The sequence below is a fragment of the Micromonospora sp. NPDC002296 genome, from assembly GCF_040296145.1.
Classification (GTDB): Bacteria; Actinomycetota; Actinomycetes; order Mycobacteriales; family Micromonosporaceae; genus Micromonospora.
Genome location: NZ_JBEOWQ010000049.1, coordinates 1 through 18,015 on the forward strand (window position 1 = coordinate 1; position 18,015 = coordinate 18,015).

General features: G+C 73.9%; 14 protein-coding genes and 1 pseudogene. 10 read left to right on the plus strand and 5 right to left on the minus strand.

Going from position 1 to position 18,015, the window contains the following annotated elements; genetic code table 11:
- Positions 1-189: 189 nt before the first annotated feature.
- Entirely contained in the window at positions 190-2,214 is a 2,025-nt protein-coding gene (locus ABT023_RS25205) for a family 10 glycosylhydrolase (RefSeq protein ID WP_350888867.1), read from the minus strand.
- 217 nt (positions 2,215-2,431) lie between these two features.
- Between ABT023_RS25205 and ABT023_RS25210 the strand changes: the two genes are divergently transcribed.
- From ABT023_RS25210 to ABT023_RS25220, 3 genes are read left to right on the plus strand one after another with little or no spacing between them, the layout of a single operon-like run.
- On the plus strand, positions 2,432-2,866 hold the full coding sequence (locus ABT023_RS25210; protein WP_350888868.1) for a DUF6069 family protein: 435 nt from the start codon (positions 2,432-2,434) through the stop codon (positions 2,864-2,866).
- Between the two features lie 28 nt (positions 2,867-2,894).
- Positions 2,895-3,251 (plus strand): YciI family protein, encoded by a 357-nt coding sequence (locus ABT023_RS25215; RefSeq protein WP_350888869.1) that lies wholly within the window; start codon positions 2,895-2,897, stop codon positions 3,249-3,251.
- Positions 3,251-4,561 carry an RNA polymerase sigma factor gene (locus tag ABT023_RS25220; RefSeq protein ID WP_350888893.1) on the plus strand — a complete coding sequence of 437 codons (1,311 nt, stop codon included), beginning with the start codon at positions 3,251-3,253 and terminating at the stop codon, positions 4,559-4,561. Before ABT023_RS25215 ends, ABT023_RS25220 begins: the two co-directional genes overlap by 1 nt.
- Positions 4,562-4,719: 158 nt before the next feature.
- Here ABT023_RS25220 and ABT023_RS25225 read toward each other — a convergent pair whose 3' ends face one another.
- Positions 4,720-5,760 (minus strand): App1 family protein phosphatidate phosphatase, encoded by a 1,041-nt coding sequence (locus ABT023_RS25225; protein ID WP_350888870.1) that lies wholly within the window; start codon positions 5,758-5,760, stop codon positions 4,720-4,722.
- A gap of 131 nt (positions 5,761-5,891) precedes the next feature.
- Here ABT023_RS25225 and ABT023_RS25230 point away from each other — a divergent pair, with 131 nt between their 5' ends.
- The 4 genes from ABT023_RS25230 (at position 5,892) to ABT023_RS25245 (ending at position 10,219) form a co-directional block, all read left to right on the plus strand.
- Positions 5,892-7,505, plus strand: coding sequence for a hypothetical protein (locus ABT023_RS25230; protein ID WP_350888871.1), 1,614 nt, complete (start codon positions 5,892-5,894; stop codon positions 7,503-7,505).
- Positions 7,506-7,573: 68 nt separating this feature from the next.
- Entirely contained in the window at positions 7,574-8,371 is a 798-nt protein-coding gene (yaaA, locus tag ABT023_RS25235) for a peroxide stress protein YaaA (protein ID WP_350888872.1), read from the plus strand.
- 131 nt (positions 8,372-8,502) lie between these two features.
- Positions 8,503-9,186, plus strand: a complete 684-nt coding sequence (locus tag ABT023_RS25240) for a hypothetical protein (RefSeq protein ID WP_350888873.1) — start codon at positions 8,503-8,505, stop codon at positions 9,184-9,186.
- A gap of 79 nt (positions 9,187-9,265) precedes the next feature.
- A complete protein-coding gene (locus ABT023_RS25245; RefSeq protein ID WP_350888874.1) occupies positions 9,266-10,219 on the plus strand; it encodes a TAXI family TRAP transporter solute-binding subunit in 954 nt (317 codons plus the stop codon).
- 151 nt (positions 10,220-10,370) lie between these two features.
- On the opposite strand, the pseudogene ABT023_RS25250 reads toward ABT023_RS25245, so the two are convergent.
- Together ABT023_RS25250 and ABT023_RS25255 are read right to left on the minus strand one after the other, a co-directional pair.
- Positions 10,371-11,759 (minus strand): annotated as a pseudogene (locus tag ABT023_RS25250) (sensor histidine kinase); the annotation flags it as partial.
- A gap of 6 nt (positions 11,760-11,765) precedes the next feature.
- Positions 11,766-12,422 (minus strand): response regulator transcription factor, encoded by a 657-nt coding sequence (locus ABT023_RS25255; protein WP_350888875.1) that lies wholly within the window; start codon positions 12,420-12,422, stop codon positions 11,766-11,768.
- A 126-nt stretch (positions 12,423-12,548) separates the two neighbouring features.
- Here ABT023_RS25255 and ABT023_RS25260 point away from each other — a divergent pair, with 126 nt between their 5' ends.
- Together ABT023_RS25260 and ABT023_RS25265 are read left to right on the plus strand one after the other, a co-directional pair.
- Positions 12,549-12,887: a DUF952 domain-containing protein gene (locus tag ABT023_RS25260; RefSeq protein ID WP_350888876.1), complete on the plus strand. Its 339-nt coding sequence runs from the start codon at positions 12,549-12,551 to the stop codon at positions 12,885-12,887.
- Positions 12,888-13,044: 157 nt separating this feature from the next.
- Positions 13,045-13,584, plus strand: coding sequence for an acyltransferase (locus ABT023_RS25265; RefSeq protein ID WP_350888877.1), 540 nt, complete (start codon positions 13,045-13,047; stop codon positions 13,582-13,584).
- A gap of 62 nt (positions 13,585-13,646) precedes the next feature.
- On the opposite strand, the gene ABT023_RS25270 is transcribed toward ABT023_RS25265, so the two are convergent.
- Positions 13,647-15,404 carry a CDP-glycerol glycerophosphotransferase family protein gene (locus ABT023_RS25270; protein ID WP_350888878.1) on the minus strand — a complete coding sequence of 586 codons (1,758 nt, stop codon included), beginning with the start codon at positions 15,402-15,404 and terminating at the stop codon, positions 13,647-13,649.
- Between the two features lie 521 nt (positions 15,405-15,925).
- Between ABT023_RS25270 and ABT023_RS25275 the strand changes: the two genes are divergently transcribed.
- Positions 15,926-17,956, plus strand: a complete 2,031-nt coding sequence (locus tag ABT023_RS25275; RefSeq protein ID WP_350888879.1) for a DUF6541 family protein — start codon at positions 15,926-15,928, stop codon at positions 17,954-17,956.
- Positions 17,957-18,015: the final 59 nt, after the last annotated feature.

An 18,015-nucleotide genomic window follows, 5' to 3' on the forward strand; every position in this document is an offset into this window, starting at 1 on the left:
CACCGCCCACGCCTCGTCAGTCAGTTCGCCACGACGCACCACCGGCACATCGTCAACGATCAACCACTACAAGATCGGCAGGACACGCCCTAGGCGGGTAAGCCGTCACGGCCGTAGGCAACCCGAAAGGGCGCCTACGGCCGAACAGACCGGTACGGCTTTGACCGTACGAGAAGCTTCTCTGTCGGCTCAGAGCCGGGTGATCCGGACGGCGTCGGCGACGACGTACCCCGTCGTGCTGGTCCAGCGGCTGACCCCGACGACCTGGCGCGTCCCCGCGGCAAGGTCGTAGGTGCCCAGCACCCGCCACTGCCCACCGCCGCTGCGCTGGTCGACCTTGGTCGTCACGGTCCCGTTCGTCGTCGCCACCAGGTACGGCGTGGCGCTGTTGTAGCCGGAGTCGGACGGGTACCAGACCTCGACCCGGTACGAGCCGGCGGCCGGCAGCGTCGCGCTGAACCAGGCCGGGTCGCTGACCGCCTGCGGATCGGCGAAGCGGTAGTTGGCGCCGTACCGCGTGGTGAAGTACGACGACGTGCCCCAGGTGGCGGCGGCGGTGAAACCCCCGGCGGTGGCGTTGTCCACGATCACGCTGAACGTGCCGCCGGTGCCGGTGACCACCCGCGCGTTGCTGGCCGGGCTCTCGTGGTGCAGCCGGTCCAGGGCGGTCACCAGGTAGCGGTACGTCGAGCCGGGCGAGGCGGTGGCGTCGGCGAACGTGCCGGTGGTGCCCGAGGCGCGAACCGTGCCGAGCAGGTTGCGGGCGTCGGCCAGGTCGCAGGGGTCGACCGCACCGTCGCCGGGCAGCCGGTAGACCGCGTACTCGGCGGTGCTGCCGGTGGTGCCGCGCTGCCAGGTCAGGGTCACGCCGCCGGTGCCGCGCACGGCCGAGGTGAGGCTCGGCGCGGCGGGCGCGGTGCCGCCCACGCCTGCGGGTGCCAGCGCCGGGCGGCGGTAGTGATCGGTCGCCACCCGGGAGACGGCGCCGATCCGGTCGGCGCGGACGTCCTTGGCGCTGAAGTGGATGTCGCCGGCGACCCGGGGGTAGGCGCGGTTGAGCGTGAGGTGGTCGGTCAGCTCGGCCGGGTCCTGCCAGGCCGCGTCCTGCCCCGTCGCCCCGGCGCGGTAGGTGGCCTGCCCGACGAGCAGTTGCACGTCGGTGCCGGTCACGGTCTCCGACCACCAGCGGACCAGCTCCGCGTAGTCGGCCGAGGGGTGGCCGATGTGCCAGTAGATCTGCGGGGCGATGTAGTCGATCCAGCCCTGCTTGACCCAGCGGCGGGTGTCGGCGTAGATCGCGTCGTACGACTGGAGGCCGGTGGTGCGTGAGCCGAGCGGGTCGGTGCCGGCGTTGCGCCAGATGCCGAACGGGCTGACGCCGAGCTTCACCCACGGCTTGATCGCCCGGATCCGGTCGTGCATCTCCTGGACCAGCAGGTTGACGTTGTTGCGCCGCCAGTCGGCGATGTCGCTGAAGCCGGCGCCGTACTGGGCGAAGGTGGCCTGGTCGGGGAAGCCCCCGCCGCTGCCCGGGTACGGGTAGAAGTAGTCGTCCCAGTGCACGGCGTCGAGGTCGTAGCGGCGGACGGCGTCCATCATGGCGTCCTGCACGAAGGCGCGGACGGCGGGAATGCCGGGGTTGTAGTAGAGCTGGCCGTTGTAGGCGACGGCCCAGCCCGGGTTCTTACGGGCCGGGTGGCTCGCCACGAGCTTCGTCAGGTCGGTGTGGTTGGCGACCCGGTACGGGTTGAACCAGGCGTGGAACTCCAGGTTGCGGGCGTGCGCCTCGGCCACCATGAAGGCCAGCGGGTCGTAGCCGGGGTTGCCGCCCTGGGTGCCGGTGAGCCAGTGCGACCACGGCTCGTAGGTCGACGGCCAGAACGCGTCGGCGGTGGGGCGGATCTGCACGACGACGGCGTTCATCCGCCGCTGCTGGGCCAGGTCGAGCCAGCCCCGATACTCCGCCTGCTGGGCGGCCGGGGTGAGCCCGGTGCGGCTGGGCCAGTCGATGTTGGCCACGCTGGCGATCCACATGCCCCGGAGCTGCCGTTTTGGGGTAGCCGGATCAGTCACGCAGGCCGCCTGGGCGGCGACCGGCGCGGTGTCCGGCGTGGCGGGCGGGGATGCGGTGGTGCCCGTGGGGGCGGCCACGCCGAGCGCCAGCGCCACCGTCAGCGCCGCGCCGGTAAGGAATCGACCATAGTCTCTGCGCACGAAAATATATTCAACGCAGTCGAGCTATTTCGCAAGTATCCTTCACGATTGTCACCGGCCGGGGTCACTCCGGCACCCTCCGGTGAGGACCGGGAGCCGCCCGCACGCCGCGACCGACCTCTCGGAACGGCTGGTTGGAAAAAGGTTCGCCGGGCTTGTCGATTGCGGCAGGGTGAGTTCGTAGCCCTGGTGAGAGACCGGCGCAGGGCCGGTTTCCATGGCATCGGAGGCACCGAAATTGACCACCACTCGCACTGCCGCCCCGCGCGCCACCACCGGAGCTCGCTCGATGCTCGTCGCTGGTGTTGCCGCCACGGCCGTGGCCAGCCTCGCCACCACGCTCGTTGCCGTTGCGGGACACGCGGCCGGGATCAGCCTCGACGTCTCGGGGGCTCCCATCCCGTTGGTCGGGTTCGCCTCGCTGACCGCGATCTTCTCGCTGGTCGGCCTGGTGCTCGCCGCAGTACTGCGCCGTTCCGCCCGGCGTCCGCGCAGCACGTTCGTCCGCACCACCGTGGTACTCACCGTGCTGTCGCTTGTGCCGGACGTCGTCGCGGACGCCACGGCCGGCACCAAGGTGCTGCTGATCCTGACGCATCTGGTTGCCGCGGCGATCGTCATCCCCGTTGTCGCGCGACGACTGCCCGCCTGACACCTGCTACTGATCAGGAGCCCACCACATGAAGCAGTACCTGCTCGCCGTGCACCACGCCTACGACGCGCCGCCACTGTCGGATGATGAGATGCAGACGGCGTTCGCTCAGGTCGACCAGGTCAACACCGAACTGCGCAGCGCCGGCCTCTGGGTCTTCGGGGGTGGCCTGCTACCGCCGGACAGTGCCACCGTCGTGCGGGTCGAGGGCGGGAACACCACCATGACCGACGGGCCGTTCGCCGAGACCAAGGAACAGCTCGGCGGGTTCTGGGTGATTCGCTCCGCCGATCTCGACGAGGCGCTCGCCTGGGCCGAGAAGTGCTCGCGGGCGTGCATGGGGCCGGTCGAGGTGCGGCCCTTCGAGGACGAGCCGGAAGGTTGATGCTGGGCGACATGGATCTGGAAAGCATCTACCGGGCGGAGTACGGCCGCTGCGTGGCCACGCTGGCCCGCCTTCTCGGCGACGTCAGCCTCGCCGAAGAGGCCGTGCAGGACGCGTTCGCGGTGGCCCTGCAGAAGTGGGGGGTCCCGCCGCCCAATCCCGGGGCATGGATCGTGACCACCGCCCGCAACCGGGCCATCGACCGGCTGCGGCGGGAATCCACGCGTGCGGCCCGCCATGCCCAGGCATTGCTGCTACGCCAACCCGACGAACCCAAGGAGGTGGGACCGGTGCGCGACGACCAGCTGCGGCTGATCTTCACCTGCTGTCACCCGGCACTCGCACCGCTGGCGCAGACAGCGCTCACCTTACGGTTGCTGGGTGGGCTCGAGGTGCCGGAGATCGCACGGGCTTACCTCGTACCCGAAGCAACGATCGCGCAGCGCATCGTGCGCGCCAAGAAGAAGATCCGCGACGCCGCCATTCCCTACCGGGTGCCGAACGCCGGCGAGCTGCCGGCCCGGCTTCCACCGGTGCTGACCGTGTTGTACCTGATCTTCAACGAGGGCTACACCTCGACGGCCGGCGCGCTGGTACGCACCGACCTGTGCCAGGAGGCCGTCCGCCTGGCCAGGGAGCTCGCCGACTTGATGCCCGACGAGCCCGAGGTTCTCGGGCTGCTCGCGCTGCTGGTCCTCGTCGAGGCTCGCCGCCCGGCCCGGGTGGGCCCCGCCGGCGAGCTGGTGACCCTCGCCGAGCAGGACCGGTCGCTCTGGAACCGGGAGCAGATCGCCGAAGGACACGCCTTGGTCCGCCGCTGCCTGCGCCGCAACCGGCCCGGCCCTTACCAGATCCAGGCCGCCATCAACGCCGTGCACACCGACGGGCCTGCCACCGACTGGGCCCAGGTGCTGGCGCTCTACGACCAGCTGTTCGCCCACAGCCCGACGCCGGTCGTCGCGCTCAACCGGGCGGTCGCCGTCGCCGAGGTGCACGGCCCGGCGATGGCGCTGGCCAGCCTCGATGGGATCGACCTACCGGGCTATCACCTGCTTCCCGCGGCGCGGGCCGACCTGCTGGCCCGGCTCGGCCGGACCACCGAGGCCCGCGCCGCGTACGACGAAGCGATCACCCTGGCTGGCAACGACACCGAGCGGACGTTCCTACGAGATCGCCGCTCTCACCTGCCTGACGGGCTGCGTCAGCGGCCAGGCATCAAGCCTGGTGTGGCCGGACATCCAGGAATTCGCCGGCTACAAGGCGATGCCGCAGGTACGTCGTCCCCACCACCCTCACCGGGGACGACCTAGCGCCCCCGCCCGACTCCACGCGTCCGACGCTTCCCTCCGACAGCCTTCGCAGCTCGCTCTGCACCGCTAGGGCCCCGTTCACCAGGCACCTCAAATCGGCAGGCGGGGGCCCACCCCGATGCCCCGCGCTTACTCTGCTCTGCAGCCGCGTCAGGGGATCAGACCAGATCGGCCTCGCGCAGCAGCTTCCACAGCCCCGCGCCGTCGGGGGCGGAAAGCCACTTCTGCCCCACCGGCCCGGACGACGAACTGCCGGACGGGGTGGGCAGGCTGCCGGCCAGCACCGACTGGGTGGGCGAGAGGCGGCGGATGGCCACCCCGGCCACGTTGTCCGGGTGCCCGGCGGCGAACTCCCGGTAGATCTCCGGGTCGTGCTGGCCGTCGTCGCCGATCAGCAGCCAGCGCACGTCGGGGAACTCGCGGGACAGCCGGGCCAGGGTGGCGCGCTTGTGCTCCCGGCCGCTGCGGAACCACCGGTCGGCCGTCGGCCCCCAGTCGGTCAGCAGCAGCGGCCCGGCCGGGTAGAGGTGCCGGGACAGGAACCGGGTCAGGGTCGGCGCGACGTTCCACGCGCCGGTGGACAGGTAGAACACCGGGGCCCCGGGGTGGGCGGTGACCAGCCGCTCGTAGAGCACCGCCATGCCGGGCACCGCGTTACGGGCGTGCTCGTCGAGCACGAAGGTGTTCCACGCGGCGAGCAGCGGCCGGGGCAGCGCCGTCACCATGACCGTGTCGTCGATGTCGGACAGGATGCCGAAGCGGACGTTCGGGTCGAGGACGCGGATCAGCGCCTCCACCGGCTCGGCGTCGGCGACGCTCAGCCGCACCGACGACCAGCCGGGCGTCAGGTCGGCCTCGACCACGGTGTCGACGAAGCCGCTGCGGTCGGCCTTCGCCTCGTGCTTCACCCCGCCGGCCTCGATGGTGACCGTCACGTGCTTCGCGGGCAGGGTGGTGAAGCTGCGCCAGCCGCGCACCTTGTCCAGCCGCTGCCCGGACCGGGTGTCGGGGCGGCCGAGCAGCACCCGGCACAGCACCCGCGCCCAGCCCGGGGCGCCGTATCCGGCGTACGCGATGATGTTGGGCTGCCACCCGGTTCGCCGCAGCCGGCGTTCCACCAGGTTGTGCAGGGCGTCCTCGATCCGCGCGGCCCGGTGCAGGTTCGGTAGGGCAAGTTCGCCCGCGGTTGTGGGTGGCACGCTGCAACCCTGCCACACGTCGGCAGGGACGGCCACGCGAGGCGGGGACGAGGGGGTTCTCCCCGATCGGCCCCGGTCCGGACCGCGTGCGTGACAGAATCCGGTCGGGGCGGCGACGGGGGCGGTTGGTCGTGTCGACACGTGTGCAGCACCGCGGGCGGTGGCGCCCGTCCGACCGGCCGGCGCTGGTGGCGCTGCTGCTCGGGCTCGCCGGGGTCGGCTACCGGCTGGCGCTGACGCTGCTCACCCTGCCCGGGTCGAACAGCGACGAGGCGACCTTCGGCCTGGCCGCACTGCACATCGCCGCAGGCCGGGAGCACCCGATCTTCCTGTACGGGCAGCGCTACATGGGCATGCTGGAGGCGTACCTGGCGGCGCCGCTGGTCGCCGTCGCCGGGCCGAGCTGGCCGGTGCTGCGGCTGCCGATGCTGGCGCTCTGGGCGATCTTCGCGTGGCTGATGTACCGGCTGACCCGCCGGATCTGCTCGCCCTGGTGCGCCGTGCTGGTGGTGGGCCTGCTCGCGCTCGGCCCGGAGCGGGTGGTGCGCGACCAGTTGACCGTGGTGGGCGGCCGGCCCGAGGTGAAACCGGCGGTGGCGCTGGTGCTGTTGATCGCGTTGGGGCTGGCCGACCGGCGGATCGGGGCCCGGCGGCTGGCGGCCGGGGCGGCCGGCCTGCTCGCCGGGGTGGCCGTCTGGTCGGACTGGCTGATCGTGCCGTATTTGGCGGTGGCCGGGCTGCTGTTGGCCTGGGTGCTCCGTCGGGAGCTGCTTGGCTGGGCGGGGGCGCTGCTGGTGGCCGGATTCGCCGTCGGGGCGGCGCCGCTGATCGCCGACAACCTGCGCGCGCCACCCGGGCAGGACTCGCTGTCGGTCCTGCGCCGGATCAGCACCGCCGCCGGACCGGCGCCGCCGCCGGCCGACCGGCTGCGCGGCGGGCTGCTGGAGGGGGTGCCGCTGGCCACCGGGCTGTGCCCGGTCGACGGCTGTGCCCGCTGGCAGCAGTGGTTCGGCCTGCTCTACCCGGTGCTGCTGGCGGGCGCCGCGGTCCTCGCGCTGGTCGCGTACCGGCGGGCCGCCGGCCGGACCGGCGCCGACCGGGTCGGGCCGGCCACGCAGCTCGCCCTGGTCGCGGGCGCCGGCCTCACCCTGGCGGCGTACGTCCGCAGCCCGCTGGCCGCCACCGACCCGATGAGCAACGCCCGTTACCTGTCGGTGCTCCAGCTCTCGCTGCCGGTGGCGTTGTGGCCGTTGTGGCTGGCGGCGAGGGGTGTCTGGCGGGGCACGACGGGGGTCGTCGGGCGGCTGGCCGGCGTGGCGGCCACCGCCGCGCTGGCCGGGCTGGTCGCCACCGCGCTGGTCGCCACCGGCCTGTTCGTGGCCGGCGCCGACGGGCTGCGGGCGGAGGAGCGGCAGGCACGGGAGCTGGCCGACACGGTCCGCCGGGCCGGGCTGCGCACGGTGTACGCCGGCTACTGGACCTGCAACCGGCTGGTCTTCAACACCGCCGAGGCGGTGGTCTGCGGGGTGCTCGACGAGAACCTGACACCGGGACAGAACCGGTACCGGCCGTACTGGCAGCAGGTGGGGCGGGCCGACCGCCCCGGGTACGTGCTGGCGGCCGGTGGCCCCGCCGACCGGCGGCTGCGGGAGCTGCTCGGGGCGGGGGCCGCCCCGGCCCTGATCGCCGAGGTCGGCCGCTATCGCGTGTACCACCCGGAGACGGCCGTGCGGCCGTGGCGCTGACTGGCGGGCCGTACGCTGGCCGGACCGCCACGCGCCGGCGCGTCGCCGCACCGAGGAGTCGTACCGAGATGCTCATCCTGTTGCCGCCCTCGGAGGGGAAGGCCGACGCCGGCACCGGCCGACGGCTGGACCCGACCCGGCTGTCCCTGCCCGAGCTGGCCCCGGCCCGCGCGGAGGTGCTGGCGGCACTGGTCGGCCTCTGCGCCGGGCCGGACGAGGCGGCGGCCCTGGACGCGCTGGGGCTGACCCCGGGGCTGGCCGGCGAGCTGCGCCGCAACGCCCGGCTGGAGCGGGCGGCCACCGCCCCGGCGGGCCGGATCTACACCGGCGTGCTCTACGAGGCCCTCGACCTGGCGACGCTGCCCCCCGCGGCGCAGCGGGCGGCCCGCCGGTCGGTGCTGGTCAGCTCCGGCCTGTGGGGGGCGGTGCGGCTCGCCGACCGCATCCCGCCGTACCGCTGCCCGATCGGGGCGCGGCTGCCCGGGGTGGGGGCGCTGTCGGCGTACTGGCGGCGGGAGCTGGCCCCGGCGATGGTGGCGGCGGCCGGCGGCGGCGCGGTGCTGGACCTGCGCTCGGGCGCGTACGCGACGACCTGGACGCCGGGCGGCGAGTTGGCCGGGCGGACGGTGACGGTGCGGGTGCTGCACGAACGGAACACCCCCGACGGGCCGGTCCGGTCGGTGGTCAGCCACTTCAACAAGGCGACCAAGGGGCGGCTGGTGCGCGACCTGCTCACCGCGGGTGCCCGCCCGCGCCGCGCCGGCGAGTTGGTGACCGCGCTCCGGGACTTGAAGTACACCGTCCTGGAACAGCCGGTGACCCCCGGACGGCCCCGGGCGGTGGACGTCGTGGTGACCCAGTTGTGACGGATCGCGCACAGATGGGCGTCACCGACAGCGACTGTCGCAAGATTTCCTCAAGGCTCGCGGCCACCGCTACCACCGGGCCGCGCGGGAGGCCACGGTAAGGGGAACCTGACGCCGACAAGGAGACTGTGGTGGCCCCCGAACCCACGCTGCTCGACCGGCCGCGTCTTCCCACGACCCCGCCCCCGCTGGACTGGCTGACCCTCGCCGACGCGTTCGAGGTCGCCTGCCTGCTGCGCTGCGCCTCCGCGCCGGCCGGGGCGGGTCGCCGTCCCCCGGCCCCCGCCCGCATCGGCCAAGCCGCCGAGTTCAACCGGGAGGACGCGGCGCACCGGATGCGCCAGCTCCTCGCCCGGCTGGAGATCCCGGTCGGGCACGAGGTGGCCACCGGCGGCCTGCGCCGCCGCTTCGAGCTGCACCGACTCCAGGTGCCCCGCGAGCACGCGGCGACGTACGCGACGCTGGTGGAGATCGGCTGGCGGCAGGGCCGCCGGGAGCTGCTCGGCGGGCCCATGGCGGGCGCGTCCACGGCCCGCCGGGTGTGGCGGCCCCGGCTCGCCGCCGCCGTCTGGCGGGCGGCGCTGCTGGCAGGCGGCCGGCACGTCCGGCGGCACATCCTGGGTATCCGGCTGACCGACCGGGAGTTGGCCGCCGTGCTGGTCCGAGGTGCCGCACTGCTGGAGGTGCCGGCGCTGCTGCGGCCCGGGGCGGGATGCTACGTGGTGAGCGTGGCCGACGGCTCGGACCGGGACCGCATCCTGCAGAGCGTGACCCTGGACCCGGCGACCGGGCCGGGGGTGACCGCGGTCGACTGAGCACGGCCGGCCCGGGAAAGCTGTGCGCGGCCGGCCGGCGGGCTTGCGCCGGGGGCGTCGCACGCGCAGAGTGCACCGGGTGAGCCGTAGCTGGTCTGTGCCACCGCGCGCCGCCGGCGTGGCCGTGCTGCTGTTGGTGCTGGTGGCCGCGCCCGGGCTCGCCGGCTGCCGGGACTCGCCGAGCGAGCCGATCCAGATCCGGATCGCCACCGGCAGCCCCACCGCCGTCTACCACGCGTTCGGCCAGTCGCTGGCCGCCGTCCTGAACCGGGAGCTGCCCGGGGTGCTGGCCAGCGTGGTGGTCACCGCCGCGTCGGCGGAGAACATGCGGTTGCTCGACACGGGGGACGCCGAGCTGGGCTTCACCCAGGCCGACGTGCTCCCCACCGGCCGCGAGGACCGCCCGAGCGTGCTGGCCGTGGCCCGGGTCTACGACGACCTGCTGCACCTGGTCACCAGGGCCGACGGCCCGGTCCACTCGGTGGGCGACCTGCGTGGCCGGCGGGTCTCCGTGGGGGCCCCCGGCTCCGGCACCGAGGTGACCGCCACCCGGCTGCTGGAGGTCGCCCAGCTGGGCGGCACCGCGGTCCGCCGAAAGCGGCTGGGGCTGGACGCCTCGGTCGACGCGCTGCGCGCCGGGCAGATCGACGCCTTCTTCTTCTCCGGTGGGCTCCCGGTGCGCGGCGTCGAGGAGCTGACCGCCGACGCCACCACCCGGATCGTCGACCTGGGAGATTGGACGGAGCCCCTGCGGCGCAGCTACCGGGAGGTCTACGTCTCCCGGGACATTCCCCGCTCGGTGTACGGGGTCGAGCCGGTCACCACGGTGGCGAACCCGAACTACCTGGTCGTCCGGGCCGACCTGCCGGATCATCTGGTCCGGGAGGTGACCCGGCTGCTGATGGAACGCCGGGCCGAGCTGGCCGCGGCGCACCCCGCGGCGGGCCGGATGAGCCCCCGCTCGGCGATCGCCACCGCCCCGCTGCCGCTGCACCCCGGCGCGGCCGACTGGTACCGGTCGAACAAACCCTGACCCGTCAGCCGGCCGGGGCCACCGTTCCGCCGGCCACCGGCGCGTCCCGGCCCGGCCCGGCGTCACCGGTCGACTCGCTCCCAACGGTCGACTCGCTCCCAACGGTCGGCACGGTCCCACCCGTCGGCGCGGCGGTGCCCGGCGGGAGCGGGTCGGAGGCCGTCGCGGGGTCGGGGGCGGCCGGGAACCAGAGGCCGGCCACCAGGCCACGCGGCTGCGCCAGGCGCATGGTGAGTCGGCCGTCGGAGGCGTCGACCAGGACCGCGACGATGGTCAGCCCGAGCCCGGCGCCGTCGACGTTCTGCACCTCGGGGGCTCGCCAGAACCGCTCGGTGGCCTGGTCGAGCTGGTCGAGGGTCATGCCGGGGCCGGTGTCGCGGACCTCCAGCGCGACCCCGTCGTCGGCCGGCCGGACGTCCACGGTCACCTCTCCGCCCGCGCCGCTGAACTTGACCGCGTTGTCGATCAGCGCGTCCAGCGCCTGGTCGACGGCGGTCGGCACGGTCCGGGCGTACACCGGATCGGCGACCGGGGCCAGCCGCAGGGCGACCGACCGGTGCCGGGCCAGCGGCTGCCAGGCGGCCACCCGGGACGCGGCGACCGCCGCGGCGTCCACAGTGACCCGTTCGTTCTCCTCGCGCTCGGCGCGGGCCAGGGTGAGCAGGGCGTCCAGCAGCAGGGCCAGCCGATCGGTCTCCTCCAGAGCCAGCCGGTGCTCGGCCCGCCCCGGCGGGTCGGTCAGGCTCGGCCCCAGCTCCTCCACCCGCAGCCGCAGCGCGGTCAGCGGGTTGCGCAGCTGGTGGCTCGCGTGCGCGACGAAGGCCCGCTGCCGGTCCATCACGTCCGACACCACGTCGGCCATGTTGTTGAAGCTCACCGCCAGGCGGCGCAGTTCCGGCGGGCCCAGCCGGTGCTGCACCCGGGCCCCCCGGTCCCCCTCCGCGATCTCGTGGGTGACCGCGTCCAGCTCGGTCACCGGGCGCAGCACCCAGCCGGCCAGCCCGAACGCGGTCAGCACGCAGGCCAGCACGGCGAAGATGCCGATCGCGGCGAGCAGCAGCCACCACGCGGTGACGGTGCGCCGGACCCCGTCCGCCGGGGTGGCGATCACCACGGCCCCGAGCACCTCACCGCCGTCGTTGATCGGCACCGCCACCACGACCGGCCCGCCGGTCCACGGCCACACCGACTCGGGGACGCTGAACTGCTGCCCGGACAGCGCGTTGTCCAACGCCGCCTCGGTGCCCGGCCCGACCTGCCAGCTGCGCGAGGCCACCACCGTGCGGCGGTCCCGGTCCACCACGGCCGCGCCGATGCCGTACAGCTCGTCGTAGCTGCTCAGCTCGCCCCCGAGCGGGCCGGGGACGCCGCCGCGCAGCGCCGGCCCGGCCAGCGAGGCGAACCGGGTCGCGTCGGCGAGCCGGTCGGCCCGCACCTCGTCGGTCTCCCGGGTGGCCAGGGTGGTGGCGAGCGGCGTCTCCAGCGCGATGAGCACCAGCACCATCAGCAGCAGGTAGCTGATGACCAGCCGACGACGCACCGGCCCTCACTCCCCGCGCAGCCGGTAGCCGACCCCGCGGACCGTCTCCACCAGCCGGGAGTCGCCCAGCTTGCCGCGCAGCGATCCGATGTGCACCTCGACGGTGTGCCGGTCCGCCCAGGTGGTGCCCCACACGTCGAGCAGGATCCGGTCCCGGGGCACCGCCGCCCCGAGCTGCCTGGCCAGTGAGAGCAGGATGTCGAACTCCTTGCGGGTGAGGGTCACCTCCCGGCCGTCCACGGTGACCGTCCGCCCGGCGACGTCGATGCGGACCGGGCCGGCCTGGATCACGTCCCGCTCCGGGGCGGCGTGCGCGGCCCGGCGCAGCACCGCCTCGATCCGGGCCTGGAGCTCGACCATCGAGAACGGCTTCACCACGTAGTCGTCGGCGCCCAGCCGCAGGCCGAGGACGCGGTCGCGTTCCTCGCCCCGGGCGGTGACCGCGATGATGCCGAGCTGGGCGCTGCGCCGGCGCAGCGCCCGACACAGGTCGGTGCCGTCGCCGTCGGGCAGGGTCAGGTCGAGCAGCACGAGGTCGCAGGGCGCGGCGGACAGCGCCGCGGCGACGGTGGCGGCGTGCTCCACCTCGTAGCCGCGGCGGGTCAGGGCGGACGACAGGGCGGCGGCCACCCGTCGATCGTCCTCGACCAGCAGGATGCGCAACCCGGACCTCCGTTCCTCGTTCCCCGTCGCTCGACCGTCGAATGGTCGCAGAAGCGCCGCCCGGACGGGAGGGCCGGCCGGTCAGACCCTTTCCGTCGGGGGCCGCGGTCGCCGTAGGCTGCCGGGGTGATCTACAAGCTGCTGACCACGACCGAGTGGGACGCCGCCCGGGACGCCGGGCACTTCGCCGGCTCGGCGGTGGACCGCCAGGACGGGTTCATCCACTTCTCCGCCGCCGACCAGCTCGTCGAGACGGCCCGGCGGCACTTCGCCGGTGCCACCGGGCTCACCCTGCTCGCGGTGGACCCGGCGGCGCTCGGCGCGGCGCTGCGCTGGGAGCCGTCCCGGGGCGGGGCACCGTTCCCGCACCTGTACGGGGCGCTGCCGGTGGCCGCCGTGGCCGCGGCCCACCCGCTGCCGGCGGACGTCCCGGCCGCCGACGCGGTGGCGCGACTGCTCCGCTGAGGGATCGCTATGCTCACCCGAGTCCGCTCGCCGGCCGGGGTGACCGCAGCCCGCCGGCGTGCTGCGGCAGTCCGATCCGCGCGGGCGGCCGGCACCCGCCGCCGTCCCGACGCGTCCACCCGCCGGCGCGACGGCGCCCCGAGCGATGCGAGCAGCCATGACTGACACCACCGACCGACCCGACGTCTTCGTCCACCCCAGCGCCGACGTGGAGGAGGGTGCCCAGGTGGGCGACGGCACCAAGGTCTGGCACCTGGCCCACGTCCGGTCCAGCGCCAGGGTCGGCGCCGGCTGCGTGATCGGTCGCAACGTGTACGTCGACGCCGGCGTCACCGTCGGCGACCTCGTGAAGATCCAGAACAACGTCTCGGTCTACCAGGGCGTGACCATCGAGGACGAGGTCTTCGTCGGCCCGTGCGCCGTGTTCACCAACGACTTCCGCCCCCGGGCGCAGAACCCGGACTGGACCATCACCCCGACGCTCGTGCGCCGGGGCGCGTCGATCGGCGCGAACGCCACCCTGGTCTGCGGGATCGAGGTCGGCGAGTACGCGATGGTCGCCGCCGGTTCGGTGGTCACCCGGGACGTCGCGCCGTACCAGCTGGTCGCCGGCAATCCCGCCCGTCCGAAGGGCTGGGTGGACGCCAAGGGCGAGGTCGTCTCCCGCGACGTGGACAACCCGCCGCACCGCGCCTGACGGTCGACACGGCGAAAGGGGGACGGCTTCCGCCGTCCCCCTTTCGCCGTGCCACGGGCGGGTCAGCCGCAGAGCCGGCCGATCTCCTGCCGGAACCGCTCCATCGAGTTCGGCTCGTCGGGGCCGAGCAGGTAGATCTTCAGGTCACGGCGGGCCTCGGTCATCGGGTCGTCGCCGGCCCGGGTCAGGGCCACGATCTTCTCCAGCTCGCCGCAGTCCTTCGAGAGCAGGTACGCCCCCCGCGAGGTGGGGAAGTTGCGCCGGAAATCGTCCTCCGGCAGCCCGCTCGGGTTGGCCACCACGTACGGGCGCTGGCTCTGCACGAAGTCCGAGACCACGCTGGAGATGTCGCTGATCAGCAGGTCGGTCTGGTTGAAGCAGTCGAACAGGGCCGGGGTGCGGCCGGTGACCACGAGGTGGGCGGTGCCGTCCAGCGAGGTCGCGTCGGTGTCGCCCCCTGCGGCGCGGATCGCCTCCACCACCCGCTCGTGCACCGAGCGGGCCTCCTTGGCCCGGGTGCCGGTCAGCGGGTGCGGCTTGTAGATCAGCCGAACCCCCGGCCGGGCCGCCAGCAGCCCCTTGACGATCCGCTCCCCCATCAGCACCAGCGAGGTGTGGTACACGTCGTCGTCGAGCCAGCCCTCCCAGGTCGGGGCGTAGAGCACGGTGAACGGCCGGTCGACCGACTCCGCGCCGAAGGTGTGCACGCCGGCGAGCTGGGGTCGGCCGACCTCCACGATGTCGGCGTCGAGCACCCCGACGCCGGCCCGGGCGTACCGCTCCCGCCCGGCGAGGCCGGCCACCCACACCTCGTCGTACACCTTGCTGTACGGGTTGACGCTGGCCTGCTTGTCGCTGTCGCCGTGCCCGACGAAGACGTGCTTCATGCCCGGGTCGCGGAGCATGTGGATGTTGGCGCCGACGTTGGCCGCGTACAGCGCCGCCCGGACGCTGCCCAGCTCCAGGTTCATGAAGTCGACACCGGCCGGCACGCAGATCACCGGCAGCCGGGTGTCGGCTAGCTCTCCGAACGCCTCCCGGTTGCGCATCAGCACCACCGCCGGCCGTTCCAGGGCCTCGGTCGGGGCGAGCCACATGTTGGCCTGGTAGACGTCCTTGGCCGGGCCGGCGAAGTAGACGGCCACCTCCGGGCGGTAGGTGTCCAGCCAGCGCTGCACGGCGGGCAGCAGCGGGCTCTGGCCGGTGCCCCGGCCACGCAGCCAGGTCACCGCGACGATGCCGCCGGCCACCGCCGCGGAGAGCACGGCGGCGGCGCCACCGGCCAGCACCGGCGCGGCGTCGTCCCACACCGCCGAGAGCACCGCCGCCGGCACCAGCAGCACGTTGACCATGGCGAGCCGCTCACCGGCGACCCCGGACGCCCACTCCGGCGGGTGCGGGGCCGAGCGCATGGGGCCGAGTTCGATGTTGCGTACCAGCGCGGAGAGCGGGTTACGCCGGTCGATCATCGTGTTCAGCGCCCCGGCGAAGACCGAGATCATCCAGACCACCGCCGGGAGCAGCAGGACCAGGGTGAGCTGCACCGCGGTGAGGTCCACCGTGGCGGCCACCAGCAGCACGACCGAGAGGTCCCGGGCCAGCTGCCGGTAGCCGAGGCCGAGGCCGACCTTCTCCAGCAGGATGTCGGTGGACGTCCACCAGCGGGCGACGGCGTACTCGCCGAGCACCGCGACGAGGCCGACGACCGCGAACACCACCGCCTGGCCGAACACCGCAGCCCCGAGCATGGCCAGATAGAACAGGAGTAGCAGCGCGCCTCGGGCGGCGGTTCCCGCCGGTCCCATCAACTTGCCGAACAACGAGTACGCTCCCTACAAAGATCGACAACTGGCTCCACCGGCGGCTGCCGGCACGGTCCCGACACCAATCGTGCCGGATGGGACGGCCGACTGCGGCGGACCGCCGGGGGTGCTCTTCCGATCCGGCCGGGGACGCGGCAGGCGGATCGGTCGGCCTCGTGCCGTCCCCGGACGCCACCCACCGATGACTCCGGTGCCACCTGTGGCGTCCCGTCCCGCGTTGGGTGTGACCTTAACGCGAGGGAACGCGCCGGTATTGCTCGGGTGCCACCGCCCCCGGGACGGTTCCTCCCGAGTGTCCGCTCCCTATCCGATTGGCGCATCCGTGCTCGTCCGCACCCGCTCCCGCACCGACGCGGTCATCGGCCCGAACGCGACGACGCGCCGGCCGCGGCGCGGGCAACAGTCCCGGGCCGACGTTCCTATACTGGTCCGGCCGCTCACGCAAGAGTCTCGCCGCGCGTCCCCCGCGACGGCAGGTTGATACCGCGAGCCCTGCGTTCCCCGAAAGGATCCACGGTTTGACCACCCTGATCGCCTTCGCAGTCGTCGCCGTGCCCGGCGCGCTGCTCGGCTTCGCGCTGCCACCGGGCCGCTACCGGTGGGCGGTGTGGGCGACCGCACCGGCCCTCACCCTCGGGCTCACCACCCTGGCCATGACCTGGCTGCCGAAGCTCGGCCTGCCGGACAGCGCCCTGGCGGTGCTGGTCGCCGAGGTGGTCCTCGCCGGCCTGGCCGTCCTGGTCTCCCGGCTGGTCCCCCGGGGCCTGGTCGACGCCGACGACGAGGGGCGCCGGCCGCCGCTGCGGGCCCGCCTGCGGCTCGCACCGGTGTGGCCGCACTGGCACGACCTGGTGGGCGTCGGGGTGCCGGCGGTGATCAGCGTGTCGTTCGGGTGGCTGCTGCTCGGCCGCCTGATCGCTCCCCCCGGCTGGGACGCGATGAACCACGGGTTCCTGAGCCGGCGGATCATGGACAGCGGCAGCGTGCTGATCTCCTCCGCCTGCACCAGCGGCGCGACCGACGTCGAGCTGTCCTGCTCGTTCTACCCGCTCGCCGCGAACGTCTCCTGGGCTCAGGCCGCCGAACTGTCCGGCGGGAAGCTGAGCACCGTGCTGACCGCCTGGTCGATCCTGGTCGGCCCGTTGGCGCTGGTCGCCGGCGTGTACGCCGCCGTTCGGGCGTTCGGCGGCCGGCCGGTGGTGGCGGCCTGTGCGGCGGCCGCCCCGGCGGTGCTCGGCCCGATGTGGATGGCGGTGATCACCGGCCGGATCACCGAGCAGACCGCCCCCTGCCTGGCCGGCGGGATCGCGCTGCTGATCGCGCTCGCGGTGCGCGGCGCGCACCCGGTGCGGCTGGGGCTGCTGGCCGGCCTGGCCGGCGCCGGCATCGTCATGACACACACGTACGACGTGCTGTTCATCGCGGTGCTCGCCCTCGGCATGCTGGTGTGGCTGCGCGGCCGGCTCCGGCTGAAGCACGCCGCGGCGGCGGCCGGCGCGATGGTCGTCGCCGGGCTGGTGCCGCTGGTCCCGCTGCTCGGCGTGCTGGCCGGCGCCAACGGTGAGCGGCTGTCCAACCAGCCCGCGCTGCTCGGCAGGTGGGGCGATTCGTTCGAGTACTGGGTCAGCGACCCGCAGCGGTACCTGCTGTTCGGCTACCCCCCCGTCGGCGGCAAGGACTTCCAGCTCGACGTGCCGACGATCCAGGTCGGGCTATGGCTCACCATCCCCTGCCTGCTGCTGTCCGTGCTCTGCCTGGGGATACGACCGCTGCGCTGGGCCCGGCCGTGGCTGGTGGCGGGGCTGGTGTTCACCGCGATCGGGATCTGGACCACCGCCTCGGACTCCGGGGCCGCGATGACCCTGTCCAGCCTCTGGTACGGCGTCCGCGAGCGGGTCCGTTCGATGATCTTCCCGGTCTACGGGCTGCTCGCGGTCGCCGGCGCGGTGGTCGTCGGGCTCGCGGTGCGGTGGCTGGCGAGCCGGCTGGTCTCCCGGGCCGCGGCGCTGCGCGAGTCCGGCGTGCCGGCGGCTGTCGCCGCGTCCGTGCTGGTGCTGACGCTGCTCGGGCTCGCCGCGGCGCCGTCGAGCTGGCAGCCGGTGCGGGGGGCGTTCAAGAGCCGGGCCCCGGTGGGCGAGTCCTACGTGCAGGCGTTCGAGTGGCTGGCCGAGCACACCCCGCCCGGCGCCACGGTCGCCTACGACCGGCACAGCGAGTTCATGAGCTGGTCGTACGCCGACTACGGGACGCCGCTGCTGTTCGGCATCCCACCGCTGCCCGGCCTGCCGACGGAGAACTACGACCAGCGCTGGGCCGCCTGGGGCTGGCTGGTGGACAACAAGGATGCCGTCCCGGCCGGCTGCGAGGTGCGCCGGTTCGACATCGGTTACGTGGTCGTCGGCTCCCGGCGGATTCCCGGCACCTGGGGGAGACACTACGATCGCCAGCGGCTGGCGGCCAGCGACAAGCTGACCCTGGCGCAGGAGTTCGGCGCGGTCAAGATCTACCGGGTCACCGACGCGGGCCGGGCCTGCCCCACCGCGAGCTGACCGCCGGCACCGGGCGACACGAACGGGCGGGGCGAGCCGATGCTCGCCCCGCCCGTTCC

Coding starts and splice junctions, on each gene's coding strand:
- ABT023_RS25215 (WP_350888869.1), top strand. CDS start 2,895: ATGAAGCAGTACCTGCTCGCCGTGCACCACGCCTACGACGCGCCGCCA.
- ABT023_RS25210 (WP_350888868.1), top strand. CDS start 2,432: ATGGCATCGGAGGCACCGAAATTGACCACCACTCGCACTGCCGCCCCG.
- ABT023_RS25265 (WP_350888877.1), top strand. CDS start 13,045: ATGACTGACACCACCGACCGACCCGACGTCTTCGTCCACCCCAGCGCC.
- ABT023_RS25220 (WP_350888893.1), top strand. CDS start 3,251: ATGCTGGGCGACATGGATCTGGAAAGCATCTACCGGGCGGAGTACGGC.
- yaaA (WP_350888872.1), top strand. CDS start 7,574: ATGCTCATCCTGTTGCCGCCCTCGGAGGGGAAGGCCGACGCCGGCACC.